We start from the raw sequence: 15,855 nt of genomic DNA on the forward strand, positions 1-15,855 counted from the left end.
CTCACTCTGCGAGTAACTACTCGCCGCCACCCACTAATAGATTTGGGCGGCGGGCGACGCGTTTTACATTCCCTGCCACACATGAGCGTGTATGAGCGACCCTGCGGACGTGTTCGACCTAGTCGGGCTGACCGAATACGAGGCGACAGCGCTGGAACAGCTGCTCTCGCTCGGCCGAACGACGGCCCCGAATCTCGCGGAAGCGAGCAGCATCCCCAAGGCCCGCGTCTACGGCGTGCTGGAGTCGCTCTCCGACCGCGGATTCATCAAGGTGATTCCCGGCCGTCCCAAAGAGTACCAGCCGAAATCGCCTGGCGAAATCCTCGACCGGGCCGTCGAGAACCGCAGGCAATCATACGAATCGTTTGCCACAGACATCGACTCCTACCGCGAAGCCTTCCTCGCCGAGTACGAACCACGGTTTGAACGGGCAAGCGAAGACATCTCGCCGACGGCAGAACTGTTCCACGTCGTCGACGTGGGCGAACCAAGCGAACGCGAGACCCGCCGGCTGTATGATGACGCCGAAGCGACGCTTCGTGTCATCACCAATAGCTTCGCCTACCTCGATAGCGTCGAACGCGCACTGGCGGAGACACTCGACCGTGGAGTCGAGGTCAGCGTTCTCTTCTTGCATCCCGACGAGCTACCAGCGGAGAAGGCTGCTGTTCAGGCCGACATCGTCGACCAACTGGCCTCGGAGTACCCTGCTGTCGACCTGCGATTCAGCACGGAGAAACTCCCCTGGCGCGGGACGCTCGTCGATCCGAGCATGGACTACGACAGCGGTGAGGCGATTCTACTGGTCGAGGAGCCGGACGTTCCCAACCACATGCGGCAGGCCGCACTCACGGACAACGGCTCGTTCGTCGCTGGGATGCAGCGCTACTTCGATCTGATCTGGGAGTATGAGAGCGTCGACACGGCCCGTCAGACGTAGCCAAGGTCCTCCAGTCGCTGGTATGTCCTGTCGTCGAGGTCGTCGAAGTCCTCGCCCGCCGTCTTGACGTCGCGTTCCTTTATCGACTCGAACGCACGGTCGACGTGTTCCGCACCGTCGTCGGAAACCTTGTAGGACGTCTGGGCGTCGCGGCTGACAACTGTGGCGGCGTGGTCGCGGCTAGTACAGTACTTGACAACGCCCTCGCTATCGTCTTCGAACACCGCTCGCGACGTGGCAGTCCACGGCGACAGGTCGTCGACGTACGCACCGGCACGCTCCTGCAGCGGTTCGTCGAGGCCGACCGCAGTGGCGAGGACCGGCCCGTCAGGACAGAAGCCGGCCGGCTGCCGGTCTCCGTCTCGAAGCCGATTCACGACCCGCGGAAATTCGACCAGCGACGCGGGACCGTCGACCCGTCGGGGTTCGGTCTGGCCCGGATGGCGCACGATGAGCGGGACGTGGAGCACGCTGTCGTGAATCGTGACGCCGTGCTCTGCGACCCGGACGCCCGGCCGCACGTCGCTCCGTTCGCCGAATCCTTCACCGTGGTCGCTCGTGATGACGAGGAGGGTGTTTTCGAGTTCGCCACGCTGTTCCAGTGCCGAAACCAACCGTTCGAGCTCCGCGTCCATCTGGCGAATCGCCCCATCGTACAACGACTCCACCGCCTTCTTTTGCCACCACGGCCGGTGGCCGCCGTTGAAGTCCCACTTCTGGTCCTCGAAGGAGGCCTGCAGCGACGACGCCTCCGAGCCGCCCCACTGGTCGTATTCGGGCATCGGTTCGTACGGAATGTGTGCGTCCATCAGGTTGAGACACGCCGCCCACGGCCCCTCCTGCCGGTCGCTCCAGTCCAGCAGCGAATCCACGTAGACGTCCGCCGGCGTTGACGCTCTGACGCTGTCCGGGAGGAGCCGCTTGTAATCGGACTGGAGTTTCGTCGCCACACCGTTTGCCAGCGACCGGAGCGGCGCGTCGTCTGTCAGCGCGAGTTTGACGAACTCCGCGTACTGGCCCCGCCCCTCGTTCGAGACGAACTCGTGGGGATTGACTGCGCCCGGGAACGGGACGTTCCGTGCACCGACGACCTCGTCGAACCCGTCCCGGAGTCCGACATCGACGGCCGTCAGCCAGTCGTTCTCGGTGAACACGCCCGTTTCGTAGCCGTCCTCGCGCAACTGCGAGAATACCGACGCCGAGGGGTCCAGCCGGTGGCCCGCCGAGACGACGCCGTGTTCTTCGACGTGTAGACCGGAGAAGATGCTCGCGTGGCTCGTGACGCTCCGCGCACCGGGGGCCCGGGCCTGCTCGTACAGTGTCGCCCGCTCCGCGGCAAAGGAGTCCAGAAACGGCGTCGTCTCGTTGACGTGGCCGTAGGCGCTGAGGTTCTGTGCCCGGGCGCTGTCGAGGATGACCAGCAAGACGTTTGGATCGTCCGACATAGCTACATATACCCGAGGTCTTCGAGATGCTCCTTGACTTCCTCCCCTGACCGGTCGCCGTCGTGCGACGCCGTCACCTGCGGCGTCGACGTGTGGTCGGTCCCGTCGAGTTCTGCTTCGATGGCCGCACGGACGTCGACGACGCTCTCGATCGCGTCGACCATGGCCGCGTCGGTCCCCGCAATCATCGCCTCGTCGGTGTGGACCCCGTCCTGCAGACCGTGGTCGCTGACGAGCAGTAGCTCGTCGTTGTCACCGAGGTCGTCACGGACCTCGCCGACGAACTCGTCGAGTTCCTCGTAGGCGCGGTCCTGCAGCGATGGCTGTTCGTACGCGACGTGGCCGACGAGGTCGAGCCCGCTCGTGTATGCAAACACCAGTTCGTGTCGGCCGCCTCTGAGCGCCCGTCGTGCGCGAGCGAGGCGAACCATCGACATTTCGAGGCACTGCTCGTAGAACAGCGCCGGGTCCGTCGACGAGTGCCCGCCTTTCGCTTCGAGGTCGCGCTCGAAGAGGTCGCCGAGGTTTCGCCGAAGGCTGTGCTCGCGGTCCTCGGTGTCCGGGTCGATCACGTAGTTCGGGATGCCGATTGGTGCCGCCTCTCGGCCGTCGAACACTGTCGACAGGCCGTTCTCCTCGTAATACGTCGCCGGGATCCGAAACGCGTCCTGTTCGGTGTTATTCAGTAGCCACGCCCCGAGACGCGTCTGCAGCCCCGACGGGAGGAGGTAATCCGCGGCAGCGCTCCCGAATCGGAGGGCAGGGTTCTCCCAGGCGACGCCGTTGTCGAGCGTGATCCCGTGTTCCGGTGGCCTGAGGCCGGTAATGATCGTCGGCCAGAGTTCGTGCGTGCTGGGGCCGCCCTCGACGCTCCTGATCGTCTCGATAGCGTGGTGATCAGCGAGCGTCAAATTCGGATGTGCCGTCGAGTCTACTAGTTCCGGGTCGAGTGCATCGATACCCAGCACTACGAGGACCATATTTACCTCGAACGTCTCAGTCGACGGCTTAAGACCTTTCGATGCACGCGATAGACGTCGGTGCGACCTTAGCCAGACAGCGAACGGTACAGGTCGAGGTACTCCTCCGCGATTTTCTGCCAGTCGTACTTCTCCTCAACACGGTCTCGTGCCTGTCTGGCTATATGTTTCGTGAGTTCGTAATCGGAGAGCAAGGTGGTGACGGCGTCTGCGATTGGTTCCGGTGACTCTGTCGGAACGACAAAGCCCTCCTCCCCGTCGCGGACCATCTCGCGCGCCCCGGATATATCGGTGACGACCACCGGACAGCCGGTTGACATCGCTTCCAGACGGACGAGGGAGAAGCTCTCCGACCGGGACGGGTGGATGAAGGCACGCGCCTGCGACAGGTGTTCCCGGACGATTGACTGGTCGACGTACCCGTGGAACGTGACGTTCTCCTCCAGATCGAGGTGCTCAACCTGCTCGTGCAGTTCGTCTTCCAGCGGCCCATCACCGAAGATGTTGAGATGGACATCTGGATGCTCCTGTCGGATTATGTCAAGTGCATCGAACAGGATATCGTAGCCCTTCCGTTCCCTGAGACTCCCGATAGCCACGAGCACCTTGGAGTCGGCAGGCTCGCTGTACTCGAAGAGATCCGGATCCACGCCGAGCGGGATCGTCCGGAGCTTTGACTCGTCGACCAACTCGGCGTACACGTCCCGAGCTTCCTCGTGGACGACGACGACCCGGTCAGCGGCTTCCAGCGTTCGCTCGAATAGTTCCATCCGGGGCGGGTCCAGAACCGCGTCACGCGTTGCGTCGACAGCCGCGTGTAGCGGGTCCGTAAGTGGACGCGGCAGATCCGACCCCACCCACGAGGAGACCATGCGGTTGAACTCCTCAGCCATAATCGCGTGTCCCGCCTGACATGGTCCGATGACGATCGGGACGTCTCCCTGAAGGCCCGAAACCAGAAGCGGATTGAACCACCGATAGCTAAGGTTCATATGGTGGTATATGTCTACAGGACCAGTGCGTAAATCTCCCAGAAGCGTCCGGTACAACTTTACGTAGTACGCGATCCGGTTAGCGCCACCGAGCGGGTACACAGTGACGTTTTCGGGGTCAAGCCGGTCGGAGACCGTCCGCGTGTACGTGTCGACAGTAAAGTCGTCGTCGTAGAGATTATTCAAGAGATTGTAGCTCTTCCCGTATTCGTCGTTGGACATATCCGCCTTGGTCGGCCCGACGAGAACCCGCGGCATGAGTGGTGGTGGAGCAGTGGTGGAGTTAACCGTTATATCTGGCGTTTTGGCATTGATCACGCTCGGTATTTTACGCGCCGCAGTTCACGAAAGACATATTATTGCCACTCCGGTCACTCAACACAATGGATCCGCCGAACGTTCTCCTCGTCATTCTCGATAGCGTCCGGGCGAAAAACATGAGTCTCTACGGGTACGGTGCCCGGACGACGCCGTTTCTCGAACGGTTCGCCGACGAGGCAGAGGTGTACGAACAGGCGCGTGCGCCGAGTATTCACAGCGTTGCGAGCCACGCGAGCATTTTTACCGGTTATCACGTCCCTGAGCACGGCGTGACCAAGCACGAATCGGAACTGGACCCGGAGAGCACGATCTGGCGCGAGCTCGCGGACGACTACGGCTATGAGACGGGTGTCTTCACCCCAAACGTCGTCGTCAGCGTCTCCTCGAACCTCGTCGAACCGTTCCAGACTGTCGACGGGCCGCGACAGGACCCGGGTCACCGCTACTTTGAGGAGGGAATCGCACCCTCAGATGTCGAAGGGCATCAGACGAACCGCGAGTACCTCACTCGGTGTTTCAACAGCGATGCGCCGCTGCGGTCGGTGATCAACGGGCTGTACTTCCAGTATTACGACGGCGGAACCGAGGCGGAAGACGAGTCAGCCACTGAATACATCGATTCGTTTCTGGACTGGTCAGGGTCCCGGAACGGGCCATGGGCGGCGTGTCTCAACCTGATGGACGCACACTACCCGTACGAGCCGGGCGCGGAGTACGATCAGTGGGGTGGCGACGAGTTACAGGCCCTCCACGATTCCCTGCCGGCCCCACCGTCACGAGAGATTGCCACCGACGGGGACTGGTGGAAGCTCCGGGCGGTGGAGAGTCTCTACGACGGGTGTATCAGGCAACTCGATGCCGCGATGGAGTCCCTCACAGCGGCGCTCAGGGACCGAGGCGATCTAGACGAAACACTGCTGGTCATCACAAGCGACCATGGCGAGGGATTCGGCGAGCGAAGTCGTATCGACCCCAGTGTTCAGGTCGCGGACCACAGCTGGGGGATCAGCGAGGTACAGACGCACGTCCCGCTCGTCGTTAGCCGGCCGGGCGAGTCAGACGGCGTCGTCGAGAACCGGATCGCGAGCCTCACCCGGTTCCCCGACGTAGTCAGAAACGAGATCGACGGCGAGCGTGGATCGTTCACCGTCGACGATCATGCGATTGCAATGACCCACCGTCTCGAACAGCCGGAACGAGTGTTACCGGCAGCGTGTCAGGACCGGTCGAAATACGGCGGCCCGTGGCGAGCGGTCTATCGACAGGACGGCGACCGCGTCAGAAAGGTCGCCGACCACGGATCGACGGCGCGAACGATACTGATAGAGAACGCTCAGGTGTCCTATCCGCGAGACGACGAGGAATCGTCTCTGGGAGCCGTTTACGACAGCTTCGAAACTAAGGGCGTTCGGAAGGATCAGAAGGACGGACAGGCGCTTGATGATGATGTCGAAAAACAGCTGGAAGAGCTGGGCTATCTCCGGTAATCAGCTTCACCGGTTATCGCAGTGAAGCGACTTGCGGGATGTTGTCGAGGACTACAGTCCGGAACTGAGACGAGATAGACACTAACACTGCGAAATAGGTGGCCGCCCCAAGGATGATAAGTGCGGTCGTCGCGACCTCGTTGGGGAACGGTTCGTTCGCCCGCGTTAGCACACCGTTGAGAACGGTGACGAGTATCCCCATCGCTACCGTCGCACCAATCTGTCGCAAGATTTCGGTGACTGGAACACTGAAGTCGAGATGTCTGCCAAGGATGAGATAGCCACCGATCAGGCTCAGGAGCGAAGACAGCGCGGACGCCAGCGCAGCCCCGGTCATACCGATGGTATAGACAAGCGCCGCGTTCAGTGTCACGTTCGAGGCGATCAGTATCCCGTTTACCTTGAACGCCGCCTTCGGTTGGTCGATCCCCCCGAGCGCGTTCGTGAACTGCTTCTGGTAGCCGTAGAACAACACAGAGAGAATAAGCAGCCCGAGGACCTGTGCCCCCTGTACGAACTCGTCACCGTAGATTCGAAGGATGCGATTGGACAACAACAGCCCGCCGACGAGACCGGGTATCGTCACCAACCCGGTGTACGAGAGCGCATCCTCTACGAGGGATGCGACCTGTTGGTCTCGATCGTCTACCGACAGCTTGCTCAGTTCTGGAAACAGCGCGCCACTGATCGACGTACTGAAGATAATGAGGAAGTTCGCGATGTTCCAGGTGATCCCATAGACGCCGACGAGCGAACTCGGCACGAACAGCCCGAGAATGATAACGTCGGCTTGCTGGAACGTTTTCCCTTCGAGCCGCCCCATCCAAGCGTACTTCGCGTAGTCGACGAGACGCTCGAAGTGTTTCTTCTCCGGAAGGTTGTACGGTCCACCGAGAACGTAGAGCCCGGCGACCACGAGGACGAGGCCACCCAGCGCATACCCCATGACGAGCGCAGTCAATCCGAAGCTGAGAAGTACACCTCCGACCTGCAGGACCGTCCTGGCGATTCGTCGTGCAACCTTGAGCACCGCCGCGACGTGGACCATGTGGGCCCCGTTGAGCATCGCATCGACGTACGACCCGAGTAGTCCAACCGCGAGAAGGATAATTACGAACCCGATATGGTCGACATCAAAGCTGCTGGTGACGACGTCCTGAAACAGCAACAGACCGACAATGATTACGCCACCGATGGCTGCAATTGTGAGCCCCCCCGCAAGCTTGTACTCCCCTATGTCCGTCCCCTCGCTGACCCGTTTCGTAATCGCGCTGCCGATTCCGATAGATCCCAGAAGCGAGAGCCACGCAACGATAGAGAGCAAGAGATAGTATCTCCCGAGGACTTCCGCACCGAGTAATCGTGCGAACAGGATCGTGGCGATGAAGCCGGCCGCAGAAGAGAGCCCCTTCGAAACGAAAGAGATGAACGATGTTTGTCCGATTCGCATCCGTATGCATCAGGAGATGGACAAGACGTTATTAGAACTTGTTGATATCTCTGTGAGTGGGTGTGTAAATCAGCGTATACCGTGGTAACGCGCCTAATCAGCCTGTGAAGCGATAGGTGACGTGCCGACTATCGGAACGCTGGCCAATCAGCAAGATAGCACACCTACAGCCGCTTGAGTATCGACCTGTACCGCTCACAGGCCGCCTCAAAGCTGTACTCAGTCTCGATTCGGTTGCGTCCGTTCTCGCTGATGTTGTCAAGATCGTCTCGGTCCAGACTATCGAGTATAGTCTGTCGAAGCGCCGGCGGCTCCCGTGAATCAAGCAGGAAGCCGGTTTCGCCCTCGCGGACAACGTCTGGAACGCCCGAAACCGGTGAGGCCAGTACCGGCGTTCCGCAGGCCAGCGCTTCCAGTATTGTCGTCGGTAGTCCCTCCGTCGGCTGTGACGGCAACACGAGCAGCGAGAGATCGTTGAGTTGGTCGGGCACATCGTCGTGATCCACCCAGCCGGTGAGTTCGACTGCGCCGCGCTCGATTTCAGACGCGAGTTCGGTTTCCAGCCACTCCCGGAGGTCACCGTCGCCGATGAACCGGAAGGTCACGTCGTCGGGTAGCTCTGTGGCGACAGCAGCGAGTTCGCGGACGTTCTTTTCTTCGTCAAGCCGACCGAGGAACCCGACGATGCGGTCGCGGTCGGCGTAGGGCTGCTGGACGCGAAATTCATCCGTCCGGACGTAGCGCGCCCCCGTCGGATACACGGTCGGGGATTCCGGATGCAGGTCCAGTTGGCGGGCCATCTCGGGCGTGTAGGTGATGACCCCGTGAGCCGCGGCGAAGCCGGCTCGTTCAAATGCACGGACGGCACTGGCGAGCCCGGCAGCCACCGGGTCCGGCAACTGCTGTTCCCAGTTCAGCCGGAGCGTCAGCGGCACATCACCGCGGGGTTCGACGAGAACCGTTTTACCGAGCAACCGAGCCGCGATAATGGGAAGCAGGTACGACGTTGCGCCGAAAAACAGGACTACGTCTTCGTCACGGTCGGCGATGACGCGGCACATCCGGAGCTGGTTCAACAGGAACCGGACGGCGGCGGTGACGACGGAGTCGCCCGCGCCTTTCTGCGTGAGCTCGACGAGTTCGTGCCGGTCGCGAATCTCGGAATCAGCCGGCAGATCAGCCGTCACGAGCGCGACCGATGTCACAGCCGACAGGATGTCGAGCAGGCTTCGTGTGGCGTTCTCGCCAGCAGCGGCGAGGGGATGGGTCACGACGCAGACACTCGGGAGTGATTCGTCAGTCATAGAATCCACTTTCGTTCGGTGTCACGGGTGATTCGCTGGCTACTCTGTAGTGTCTGTGGGCGGAGAGAACAGGTCCCGGGGAGTGATTTCGACATATAGTTGTCATTAGCAAGCCGGTTCATCGTCTATCCGCTTTAGCACGACGATAGTCGGGTTTCCGTCTTCGGGGAACGACGAAAGTCCGGCGCTGTCTCTGAACTTTCGCTCCGCGCTGAGTTCGGTGTCCACCGGCGGACCGAACGTCCGGACGATTTCGTAGTCCTCCTCGGCAAACAGCGCCGACATGCGTTCAGTCACACCCGGGTACACGGACGGATCCTTGAAAAAGCGGAAGTAGTGGTAACTGGAGAGCACGACGTACTCGGGCGCGTTACAGTCCAGTCGTTCAAGCCCCGGCTGCCACTCCTCGCGAGGGAACGTCGAATGAATGACGTACCGGTTCACGGTCGCTTCTTCGGGGAACTCCGGGAGGTACACGCGCTGGGAATACACGTCGACAGTATCAGCGCTATCCAGATTCGCGTGTGTCCACTCAGTTGCCTCCTGCCGGGACTGGCTGACATCGGCGACACCGGCGACAGTGTGTACGCCCGAAAAGACGACGACGAGCGTGAGAAATCCGATGCCGACCACGCGCATTGAGCGATCGGATCGGGTCAGATCGGACCCGGCGACGCCGGCGAGGACCGCGAGAACCGGGAATAACGGCATCACACGCGGGAACTGTGTCATGTTCCCCTGAGTGATGACTGCGAAGTACGGGATAGCATAGAGAAGCAACAACCAGACCGCACTGTCAAGGGTGCCTCGCAAGAGGAAAGCGATGACGAGTAGTACGGACAGTATCGAAAACAGGAACAGTACGATGCCCTGTCCTTCGGCGAGGTGTGCAAGCTGAATGAGCCACCCGGGGTCAGACCAGTTGTACGAGACGGAGTCGCTCGTACTGCGGACGACGTACCGAGAAATCTCATCGGCCCACGACACTGGATGGAAAAAGATTGACGGGGTCGTGGCGACGTAACCGAGTATAGTTAGCGTCGGGTACCTCCAAACCGCTTTGATGAACTCACCGACGGTCCCCGATTCGTCCCAGTGGCGTTCGATGATGACGATAGCAATAGGCAAGACGAGGAGCCCGGCGGTTGCCTTCGTCGACGCTGCTAAACCAGCGACCAGTGCGGCAGCCAACAACGTTCTGGTCTCTCTCGAATGAAACGCACGAACCGTTAGCAGGAATCCGAGCATGAGGAAGAACGTCATCGGGACGTCCTCAGTAGCGTAGTGGGCGGTGAGGACATACCCGACAGAAGTCGTGAGAAAAACGGACGCGAGGATTCCGGCACGGCGGTCCAGTAGTTCTCTACCAAGGTAATAGAGGACGACAACAGTCCCGACACCGAACAAGACAGATACAAGCCGACCGGCGAACAGCACGTCGTAGAAGGCTGTGAGAAGGTCGGGAGACACACCCCAGCTCGGCGAGCTTCCGACGCTGGCTGCGCCCGACATGATGTCGCCGAACTGTCCGGTCACGAGCCAGTACAGCGTCACCGGGACGAAAGAGAGCGCCAGAAGGTAGAGGTGGAGGTTCCCGCCTTTCCGGAAGTTATCGATGAAGGGGTTCTGCTCGTATCCCATCCTGAGAGCGAGTTCGATAGCGCCGGTTTCGTCCGGAAACGTCAGATGCGGCCGCAGTCGCCAGGTACCGAAGACCATCAGCAGGAACGCAGCGAGCGCGATGAGCGGCACAAACGGCTCACGCCGGACCGACTTGCTGATTCTGTTCCACAGGATAGAGGGCATTTCCTCGTGATTGACCACTGACTGTAATAGTCTGTACGGTTCCGGGAGACAGCACCCCGATTACAGGCATGCGTGTTGATTTTGTATACGTCTCTTCATCAGGGGAGTGTCAGCCTGAAAACCACTCTAAAGGACTAATGATCGGGATGTTCGCGGTATCGGCATAATTTGAGCAGGTAGCAAATGGCAACTGTTAATAAATGCGCATCTTGTAGCACATACAGACCCTCAGAATGGCAAAAACAGGGAGTCTACCGGACGGGTCGGCCGTATCAGCGACAGATACCGACAGTGACGTCCAAACGTCTATTGTGCTTCCTGCATATAACGAGTCCGAGAATCTGGAGCCGCTAGTCGACGAGATCCAGTCTACGTTCCGTGAGAATACGACGTACGGCCCATACGAGATAGTTGTCGTTGACGATGGGAGTACGGACGGGACGGCCGAGACGATACAGCAGATCGCGACGGACCGTGACGAAGTGACAGGAGTCTTACTTCGACGTAACTTCGGGCAAAGTGCGGCCCTGGCTGCCGGAATCGACTACTCGATAGGGGAATACATCGTGACGATGGACGCCGACCGGCAGAACAACCCGGCAGACATCCCGAAGCTCCTCACGAAACTCGAAGAGGGGTACGACTGCGTCAGCGGTTGGCGGCGCGACCGCGACGACCCGCTCTCGAAAACTATTCCGTCGGCAATACAGACACGGTTGGCGAAGCTGACAGGGCCGGACATTCACGACTTCGGATGCACGCTGACCGCCTACCGAGCTGCGGGGCTGAAGGAGATAGACCTCTACGGCGAGGGCCACCGGTACATCCCGGCGAAGCTCCACAAGCGAGGGTACAAAATAACGGAACTGCCCGTCGACCACCGGCCGCGAACCGCCGGGGAGACGAAGTACGGGATGAAGCGGCTGGTCAAGGGGTTCGTCGACCTCCTGTTTCACGTCTTCTGGAACCGGTTTTCCACCCGGCCGTCGCATTTCTTCGGCGGTATCGGGCTCGTCCTGATGACGGCCGGCGGCCTCATCGGGTCACACATGGTGTTTCTCAAGTACGCCTTCGGACAGTCGCTGGCACCGCACGTCCCGCGCCTTATTCTGACTGTCGCCTTAGTCATATTTGGGGTTCAGCTTGTGATGTTCGGATTCCTCGCGGAGATGATCGTGAAGCAACAGTATCGAGACGAGCAACCGTATCGCGTTAACGCCATCATCGGTGAAGATTGACAATGCAAAATTTCGATTCACACGCTATCGAGAACGTACTGCTCGTTAGCATCGACTGTCTCCGGGAAGACTGGCTCCAGCGGGGCATCTCGGAGGGCATCGTCCCGACGCTCGAACGGCTGGCGACCGAGGGGTTGTACTTCGACCGGGCGTTCACCGTGGCAAACACCACCGACCCGAGCCTCACGTCGTTCATGACCGCCTCGTACCCCCACACCCACGGCGTCCAGGAGAACGGCTGGGGGCTCGACGAGTCTATCCCCGTCCTCGCGGAGTCGGTACAGGACGCGGGCCACGACACGTTCGGCGTCGTCAGCGTCGACCACCTCAGCGACGAGCACTCGGGGCTGGGCCGGGGCTTCGACGAGTACTGTGACGGCGGCGGCTCCTACGATACGCTGTACCCGATTCTGAGCCGGATATACGACACGAAGACGTTCAACACGGTGTTCGGTGCGGTGAAAGACGTCGGGACCGAGCAGTGGAACCTCAAGTCGCTCCTGCGACAGACGGGACTCATCAGACTGCACTGTCGGACGGCAAAGAGCGTGACACAGGACGCCGTCGAGCAGCTAGACCGCGTCGACGGCCCCTTCTTCGGCTGGGTCCACTACTTCGACATGCACGAACCGCGGAACTACGACCGCGGCGACCTCGACACGCACGACGAGTACACGGCCGCGATGAAGCTCGTCGACGGGTACGTCCAGCAGGTACTCGACGAACTCGAAGCGCGGGACCTCCGCGAGGAGACGCTCGTGATTCTCACGGCCGACCACGGGGAGGCGCTGGACGACCACGGCTACACGGGCCACGGCCGCCAGCTCTACGACGAGGAACTGCACGTCCCGCTCGCGTTCCACCACCCGGACATCGACGCGGAGACCGTCTCCGACCAGGTCCGGACAATCGACATCGCGCCGACGGTGCTCGACCTGCTGGACGTCGAGGTCCCGGACGCGTTCGAGGGGCGGAGCCTCCGCGTGAACGACGACGGGACGCCGCCGGGAGACCGAGACGCGTTCCTGACCGCCTATCCGGAGTTCGCGGAGTCCATCGGCCTCCGCACGCCGGGGTGGAAGCTCATTCGCGAGGGGACCGAGCACGAACTGTACGACCTCTCGGCGGACCCCGAGGAGACGAACGACCTCGTCGCCGCCGGCGCGACGGACGGGACGCCGTACGACGACCTCCGCGAGAAGCTCCAGGCGTGGGACAGCGCCGGCAGCGACGTCAGCGACCAGGACATCGATGCCGACACGCAAGAGATGCTGAAAGACCTCGGCTACGTGGACTGACCGTAGGACTCAAGTGTTTCTCAATCGGTGCTGGTAGCAATGAGGGATGTCATCTTCGTTACTGCGGACTCCGTCCGTCACGATTTCCTAGACGCGATGGAGTTCGTTTCTACGTTCTCGAACCACCGGGGCGTGACCGGGGCCCACTACACGCGACCGAGCCTCGCCAGTATTCTGACCGCCTCGTACCAGGGGGCTATCGAGTCCCGCGCGATGTCCCCGACAGTCGCCGAAGCCTTCTCCCAGGCCGGATACACGACGATTGGCCTCTCCTCGTCTCCCCACACTGACCCGCGGTTCGGGTTCGACGCGGGATTTGACGTCTACGAGAACTACTGCGAGGCGGGCAACCGCGGCAACCCGCTCCGACAGTTCGCCTCACAGTTCGACCTCATCCGGAAGGTCTACCACCGCTTCCGGCCGCCCCACGCGAAGCTATCGAACCGGCTCCCGGACGACGAACTCATCGACAACGCCATCGCGGCGTTCAACGACGAGTCGGGCCCGCGGTTCATGTGGCTCCACATGATGGGCACCCACCGCCCGTACGGCCTCGGCGACGACGCCGTGCCCAAGGAGATAGACCGGAAGGCGCTGTTCGCCCCTGAGAAGCTCACTGCCGACGAGAAGGAGACGATTACGCGGAAGTACCGCCAGACCCTCTCTCGGGCGGACGCCGAGATAGAGCGCCTCGTCGACTCGGTGGATTCGTCGGAGCCGCTCGTGGTGTTCAGTTCGGACCATGGCGACGAGTTCGGCGAGGACGGACACTACTTCCACCAGCCACAGCGGCGGCGGGTGGTCGACGCGCTGACCACCGTGCCCGTGGCGACGAACGACCTCTCGCTGTGTGAGCCACTCAGCGTCCTCGACATCGCCCCGTCGCTGCTTGCCGAAGTCGGCGGCGAGATCCCGTCCGAGTGGCACGGGAAAGACGTCCGCGAGACGCCCCGAGACCAGACGCTCACCATCGCCCCGTGGCACGGCACGACGACCGTCGCGTGGCAGGACTTCGAGACGAAAATCGTGAGCCGCGACGCCGACGTGTCGATGGTGCGGAACGGCGAGACGGTCGACGTCGAGCGCGAGGACGTCGACGAGGACCTCAAACAGCAGATGCGCGACCTCGGTTACGTCGAGTGATGGCCGATGACGACAGCATCCTGAAAGGCTACCTCTCGGTGTTTACCGGCGACCTCGGCCGACTCCTGACCTTCGCCGTCTTCATCCCGTTGCTGGTCCGTACCGTCGGCGAAGGCGGGTTCGGGACCTACGCGCTCGTGATGGCGATTTTCCTCCCGAGCCGGAAGATACTGAACCTCGGGCTGTTCGAGGCGACCAAGACCTACGCCTCGCGGGAGCGCGGCGAGGAGCGAGCAAGCGTTGTCACCACGTCCTTCGCACTCCACGTCGGGAGCCTCCTCGTCGGGATTCCGGCGCTGGTCGGGCTCATAACCTGGCTTACCGACGGGACGCTCCGGACGGCGCTGTACCTGATGCTCGGTGCGGTCGTCGGGGAGCAGCTGTACTACTTTGGGCGCGGCGTGCTCCACGCCTACAAGCGGGAGGAACTCGCCGAACCGCTCGTCCCGGCCCGGTCGGTCATCCTTGCCGTCGTGGGGCTCGGGCTGGCCGGGGCCGGGTACGGCGTGCCGGGTGTCTTCGCCGGGTTCGCGACCGGGTTCCTGCTCACCGGCCTGCTCTCGACGGCACTTGCGTTCCGCGAGGCCGGCGTACCCCCGTCGATACGTAGCCTGGCTCTCCGGACCTACGCGCGGCCGCTCGTTCGGTTCGGGGCCCAGTCGATGGTACTCACGCTCCTCCTGACAAGCATGTACAAGGTCGACATCCTGCTTGTCAGTCACTTCTGGGACGCAACGACAACCGGTCACTACCGGGCGGCACTGCAGGTCTCTGAGTTCATGTGGGTCGTCTCGGTGGCGATGGAGATGGTGATGATTCAGTCGACGGCGGACCTCTGGGCCGACGGGCGGATAGACCGCCTCACGTCGCTGCTGTCGCGGCTCCTCCGGTACGTCGTCGTCCTCACGGTGTTGCTCGTCGCCGGCGTGTTCGTCCTGGGCGAGCAGTTCCTCACCGTGTACTTCGGCGAACCGTATGAGGCGAGCGTCCGACCGCTCCAGGTTCTCCTGCCGGGCGTGCTCGGCTTCGCCATTGCGCGGGTCATCTGGCCGGTGCTACAGGCTGGGGGACACCTGCGGCAGTTGCTGCTCGCGACCGGCGCGTCGGTGGTGGTGAACGTCGTCCTGAACCTAGCACTGATACCGCGAATCGGCATCGTCGGCGCGGCTATCGGCACCTCAACCGCATACGGGCTCATGGCGGTGACTCACGTGGTAGCGGCGCGTAACGTCGGTCTCAAGCCACTCACCGGGTTCCCGGCAGTCCGGGTGCTCGCTCTCGGCCTCGGCACGACGCTGTTGTTGCTCGCGCTGGAACCATACGGGCCGTGGTTCATCGACCTGAGCATCCTCCCGCTCGTGGGCCTCGGCGTCTACGCGCTCGGTAGCCACGTCTCCGGCGTCCTGACGTTCGACGAGGCCACCGAGGTACTGGACTCGGTGCTGAACTGA

The 15,855-nt window shown here is 61.7% G+C and carries 12 protein-coding genes; 6 read left to right on the plus strand and 6 right to left on the minus strand.

What is annotated here, in order from left to right:
• The first annotated feature begins 91 nt into the window (after positions 1 to 91).
• Positions 92 to 940, plus strand: a complete 849-nt coding sequence (locus D3D01_RS13070) for a TrmB family transcriptional regulator (protein WP_101349819.1) — start codon at positions 92 to 94, stop codon at positions 938 to 940.
• Here D3D01_RS13070 and D3D01_RS13075 read toward each other — a convergent pair.
• The 3 genes from D3D01_RS13075 to D3D01_RS13085 form a co-directional block, all read right to left on the minus strand.
• The gene (locus tag D3D01_RS13075) at positions 931 to 2,385 is read right to left on the minus strand and encodes a sulfatase (protein WP_121512474.1); all 1,455 of its coding nucleotides are present in this window, start codon (positions 2,383 to 2,385) and stop codon (positions 931 to 933) included. The two genes, D3D01_RS13070 and D3D01_RS13075, sit on opposite strands and share 10 nt — an antisense overlap.
• Before the next feature lie 2 nt (positions 2,386 to 2,387).
• Entirely contained in the window at positions 2,388 to 3,365 is a 978-nt protein-coding gene (locus tag D3D01_RS13080) for an alkaline phosphatase family protein (protein WP_101349817.1), read from the minus strand.
• A gap of 68 nt (positions 3,366 to 3,433) precedes the next feature.
• Positions 3,434 to 4,615, minus strand: coding sequence for a glycosyltransferase (locus D3D01_RS13085; RefSeq protein ID WP_101349816.1), 1,182 nt, complete (start codon positions 4,613 to 4,615; stop codon positions 3,434 to 3,436).
• Positions 4,616 to 4,740: 125 nt separating this feature from the next.
• On the opposite strand from D3D01_RS13085, the gene D3D01_RS13090 reads away from it, so the two are divergent.
• A complete protein-coding gene (locus tag D3D01_RS13090; RefSeq protein WP_121512475.1) occupies positions 4,741 to 6,165 on the plus strand; it encodes a sulfatase-like hydrolase/transferase in 1,425 nt (474 codons plus the stop codon).
• Between the two features lie 13 nt (positions 6,166 to 6,178).
• On the opposite strand, the gene D3D01_RS13095 is transcribed toward D3D01_RS13090, so the two are convergent.
• From D3D01_RS13095 to D3D01_RS13105, 3 genes are all read right to left on the minus strand, one after another.
• Entirely contained in the window at positions 6,179 to 7,615 is a 1,437-nt protein-coding gene (locus D3D01_RS13095) for an oligosaccharide flippase family protein (RefSeq protein ID WP_101349814.1), read from the minus strand.
• Between the two features lie 164 nt (positions 7,616 to 7,779).
• A complete protein-coding gene (locus tag D3D01_RS13100) occupies positions 7,780 to 8,919 on the minus strand; it encodes a glycosyltransferase family 4 protein (RefSeq protein WP_121512476.1) in 1,140 nt (379 codons plus the stop codon).
• A gap of 105 nt (positions 8,920 to 9,024) precedes the next feature.
• The gene (locus tag D3D01_RS13105) at positions 9,025 to 10,725 is read right to left on the minus strand and encodes a glycosyltransferase family 39 protein (RefSeq protein WP_121512477.1); all 1,701 of its coding nucleotides are present in this window, start codon (positions 10,723 to 10,725) and stop codon (positions 9,025 to 9,027) included.
• Between the two features lie 233 nt (positions 10,726 to 10,958).
• Between D3D01_RS13105 and D3D01_RS13110 the strand changes: the two genes are divergently transcribed.
• The 4 genes from D3D01_RS13110 to D3D01_RS13125 are packed head-to-tail and all read left to right on the plus strand — an operon-like array spanning position 10,959 to position 15,855.
• On the plus strand, positions 10,959 to 11,963 hold the full coding sequence (locus D3D01_RS13110; RefSeq protein WP_121512478.1) for a glycosyltransferase family 2 protein: 1,005 nt from the start codon (positions 10,959 to 10,961) through the stop codon (positions 11,961 to 11,963).
• A gap of 2 nt (positions 11,964 to 11,965) precedes the next feature.
• Positions 11,966 to 13,261 (plus strand): sulfatase, encoded by a 1,296-nt coding sequence (locus D3D01_RS13115; RefSeq protein ID WP_121512479.1) that lies wholly within the window; start codon positions 11,966 to 11,968, stop codon positions 13,259 to 13,261.
• 39 nt (positions 13,262 to 13,300) lie between these two features.
• The gene (locus D3D01_RS13120) at positions 13,301 to 14,404 is read left to right on the plus strand and encodes a sulfatase-like hydrolase/transferase (RefSeq protein ID WP_101349809.1); all 1,104 of its coding nucleotides are present in this window, start codon (positions 13,301 to 13,303) and stop codon (positions 14,402 to 14,404) included.
• The gene (locus D3D01_RS13125; RefSeq protein WP_121512480.1) at positions 14,404 to 15,855 is read left to right on the plus strand and encodes a lipopolysaccharide biosynthesis protein; all 1,452 of its coding nucleotides are present in this window, start codon (positions 14,404 to 14,406) and stop codon (positions 15,853 to 15,855) included. The genes D3D01_RS13120 and D3D01_RS13125 overlap by 1 nt, the downstream gene beginning before the upstream one ends.

The sequence above is a fragment of the Haloarcula sp. Atlit-7R genome (genome assembly GCF_003666065.1).
Classification (GTDB): Archaea; Halobacteriota; Halobacteria; order Halobacteriales; family Haloarculaceae; genus Haloarcula; species Haloarcula taiwanensis.

What these genes read in the sequence shown, in the direction of transcription:
- D3D01_RS13070 (WP_101349819.1), top strand. Translation starts at nt 92, where the DNA reads ATGAGCGACCCTGCGGACGTGTTCGACCTAGTCGGGCTGACCGAATAC.
- D3D01_RS13075 (WP_121512474.1), bottom strand. Translation starts at nt 2,385, where the DNA reads ATGTCGGACGATCCAAACGTCTTGCTGGTCATCCTCGACAGCGCCCGG.
- D3D01_RS13080 (WP_101349817.1), bottom strand. Translation starts at nt 3,365, where the DNA reads ATGGTCCTCGTAGTGCTGGGTATCGATGCACTCGACCCGGAACTAGTA.
- D3D01_RS13085 (WP_101349816.1), bottom strand. Translation starts at nt 4,615, where the DNA reads ATGCCGCGGGTTCTCGTCGGGCCGACCAAGGCGGATATGTCCAACGAC.
- D3D01_RS13090 (WP_121512475.1), top strand. Translation starts at nt 4,741, where the DNA reads ATGGATCCGCCGAACGTTCTCCTCGTCATTCTCGATAGCGTCCGGGCG.
- D3D01_RS13095 (WP_101349814.1), bottom strand. Translation starts at nt 7,615, where the DNA reads ATGCGAATCGGACAAACATCGTTCATCTCTTTCGTTTCGAAGGGGCTC.
- D3D01_RS13100 (WP_121512476.1), bottom strand. Translation starts at nt 8,919, where the DNA reads ATGACTGACGAATCACTCCCGAGTGTCTGCGTCGTGACCCATCCCCTC.
- D3D01_RS13105 (WP_121512477.1), bottom strand. Translation starts at nt 10,725, where the DNA reads ATGCCCTCTATCCTGTGGAACAGAATCAGCAAGTCGGTCCGGCGTGAG.
- D3D01_RS13110 (WP_121512478.1), top strand. Translation starts at nt 10,959, where the DNA reads ATGGCAAAAACAGGGAGTCTACCGGACGGGTCGGCCGTATCAGCGACA.
- D3D01_RS13115 (WP_121512479.1), top strand. Translation starts at nt 11,966, where the DNA reads ATGCAAAATTTCGATTCACACGCTATCGAGAACGTACTGCTCGTTAGC.
- D3D01_RS13120 (WP_101349809.1), top strand. Translation starts at nt 13,301, where the DNA reads ATGAGGGATGTCATCTTCGTTACTGCGGACTCCGTCCGTCACGATTTC.
- D3D01_RS13125 (WP_121512480.1), top strand. Translation starts at nt 14,404, where the DNA reads ATGGCCGATGACGACAGCATCCTGAAAGGCTACCTCTCGGTGTTTACC.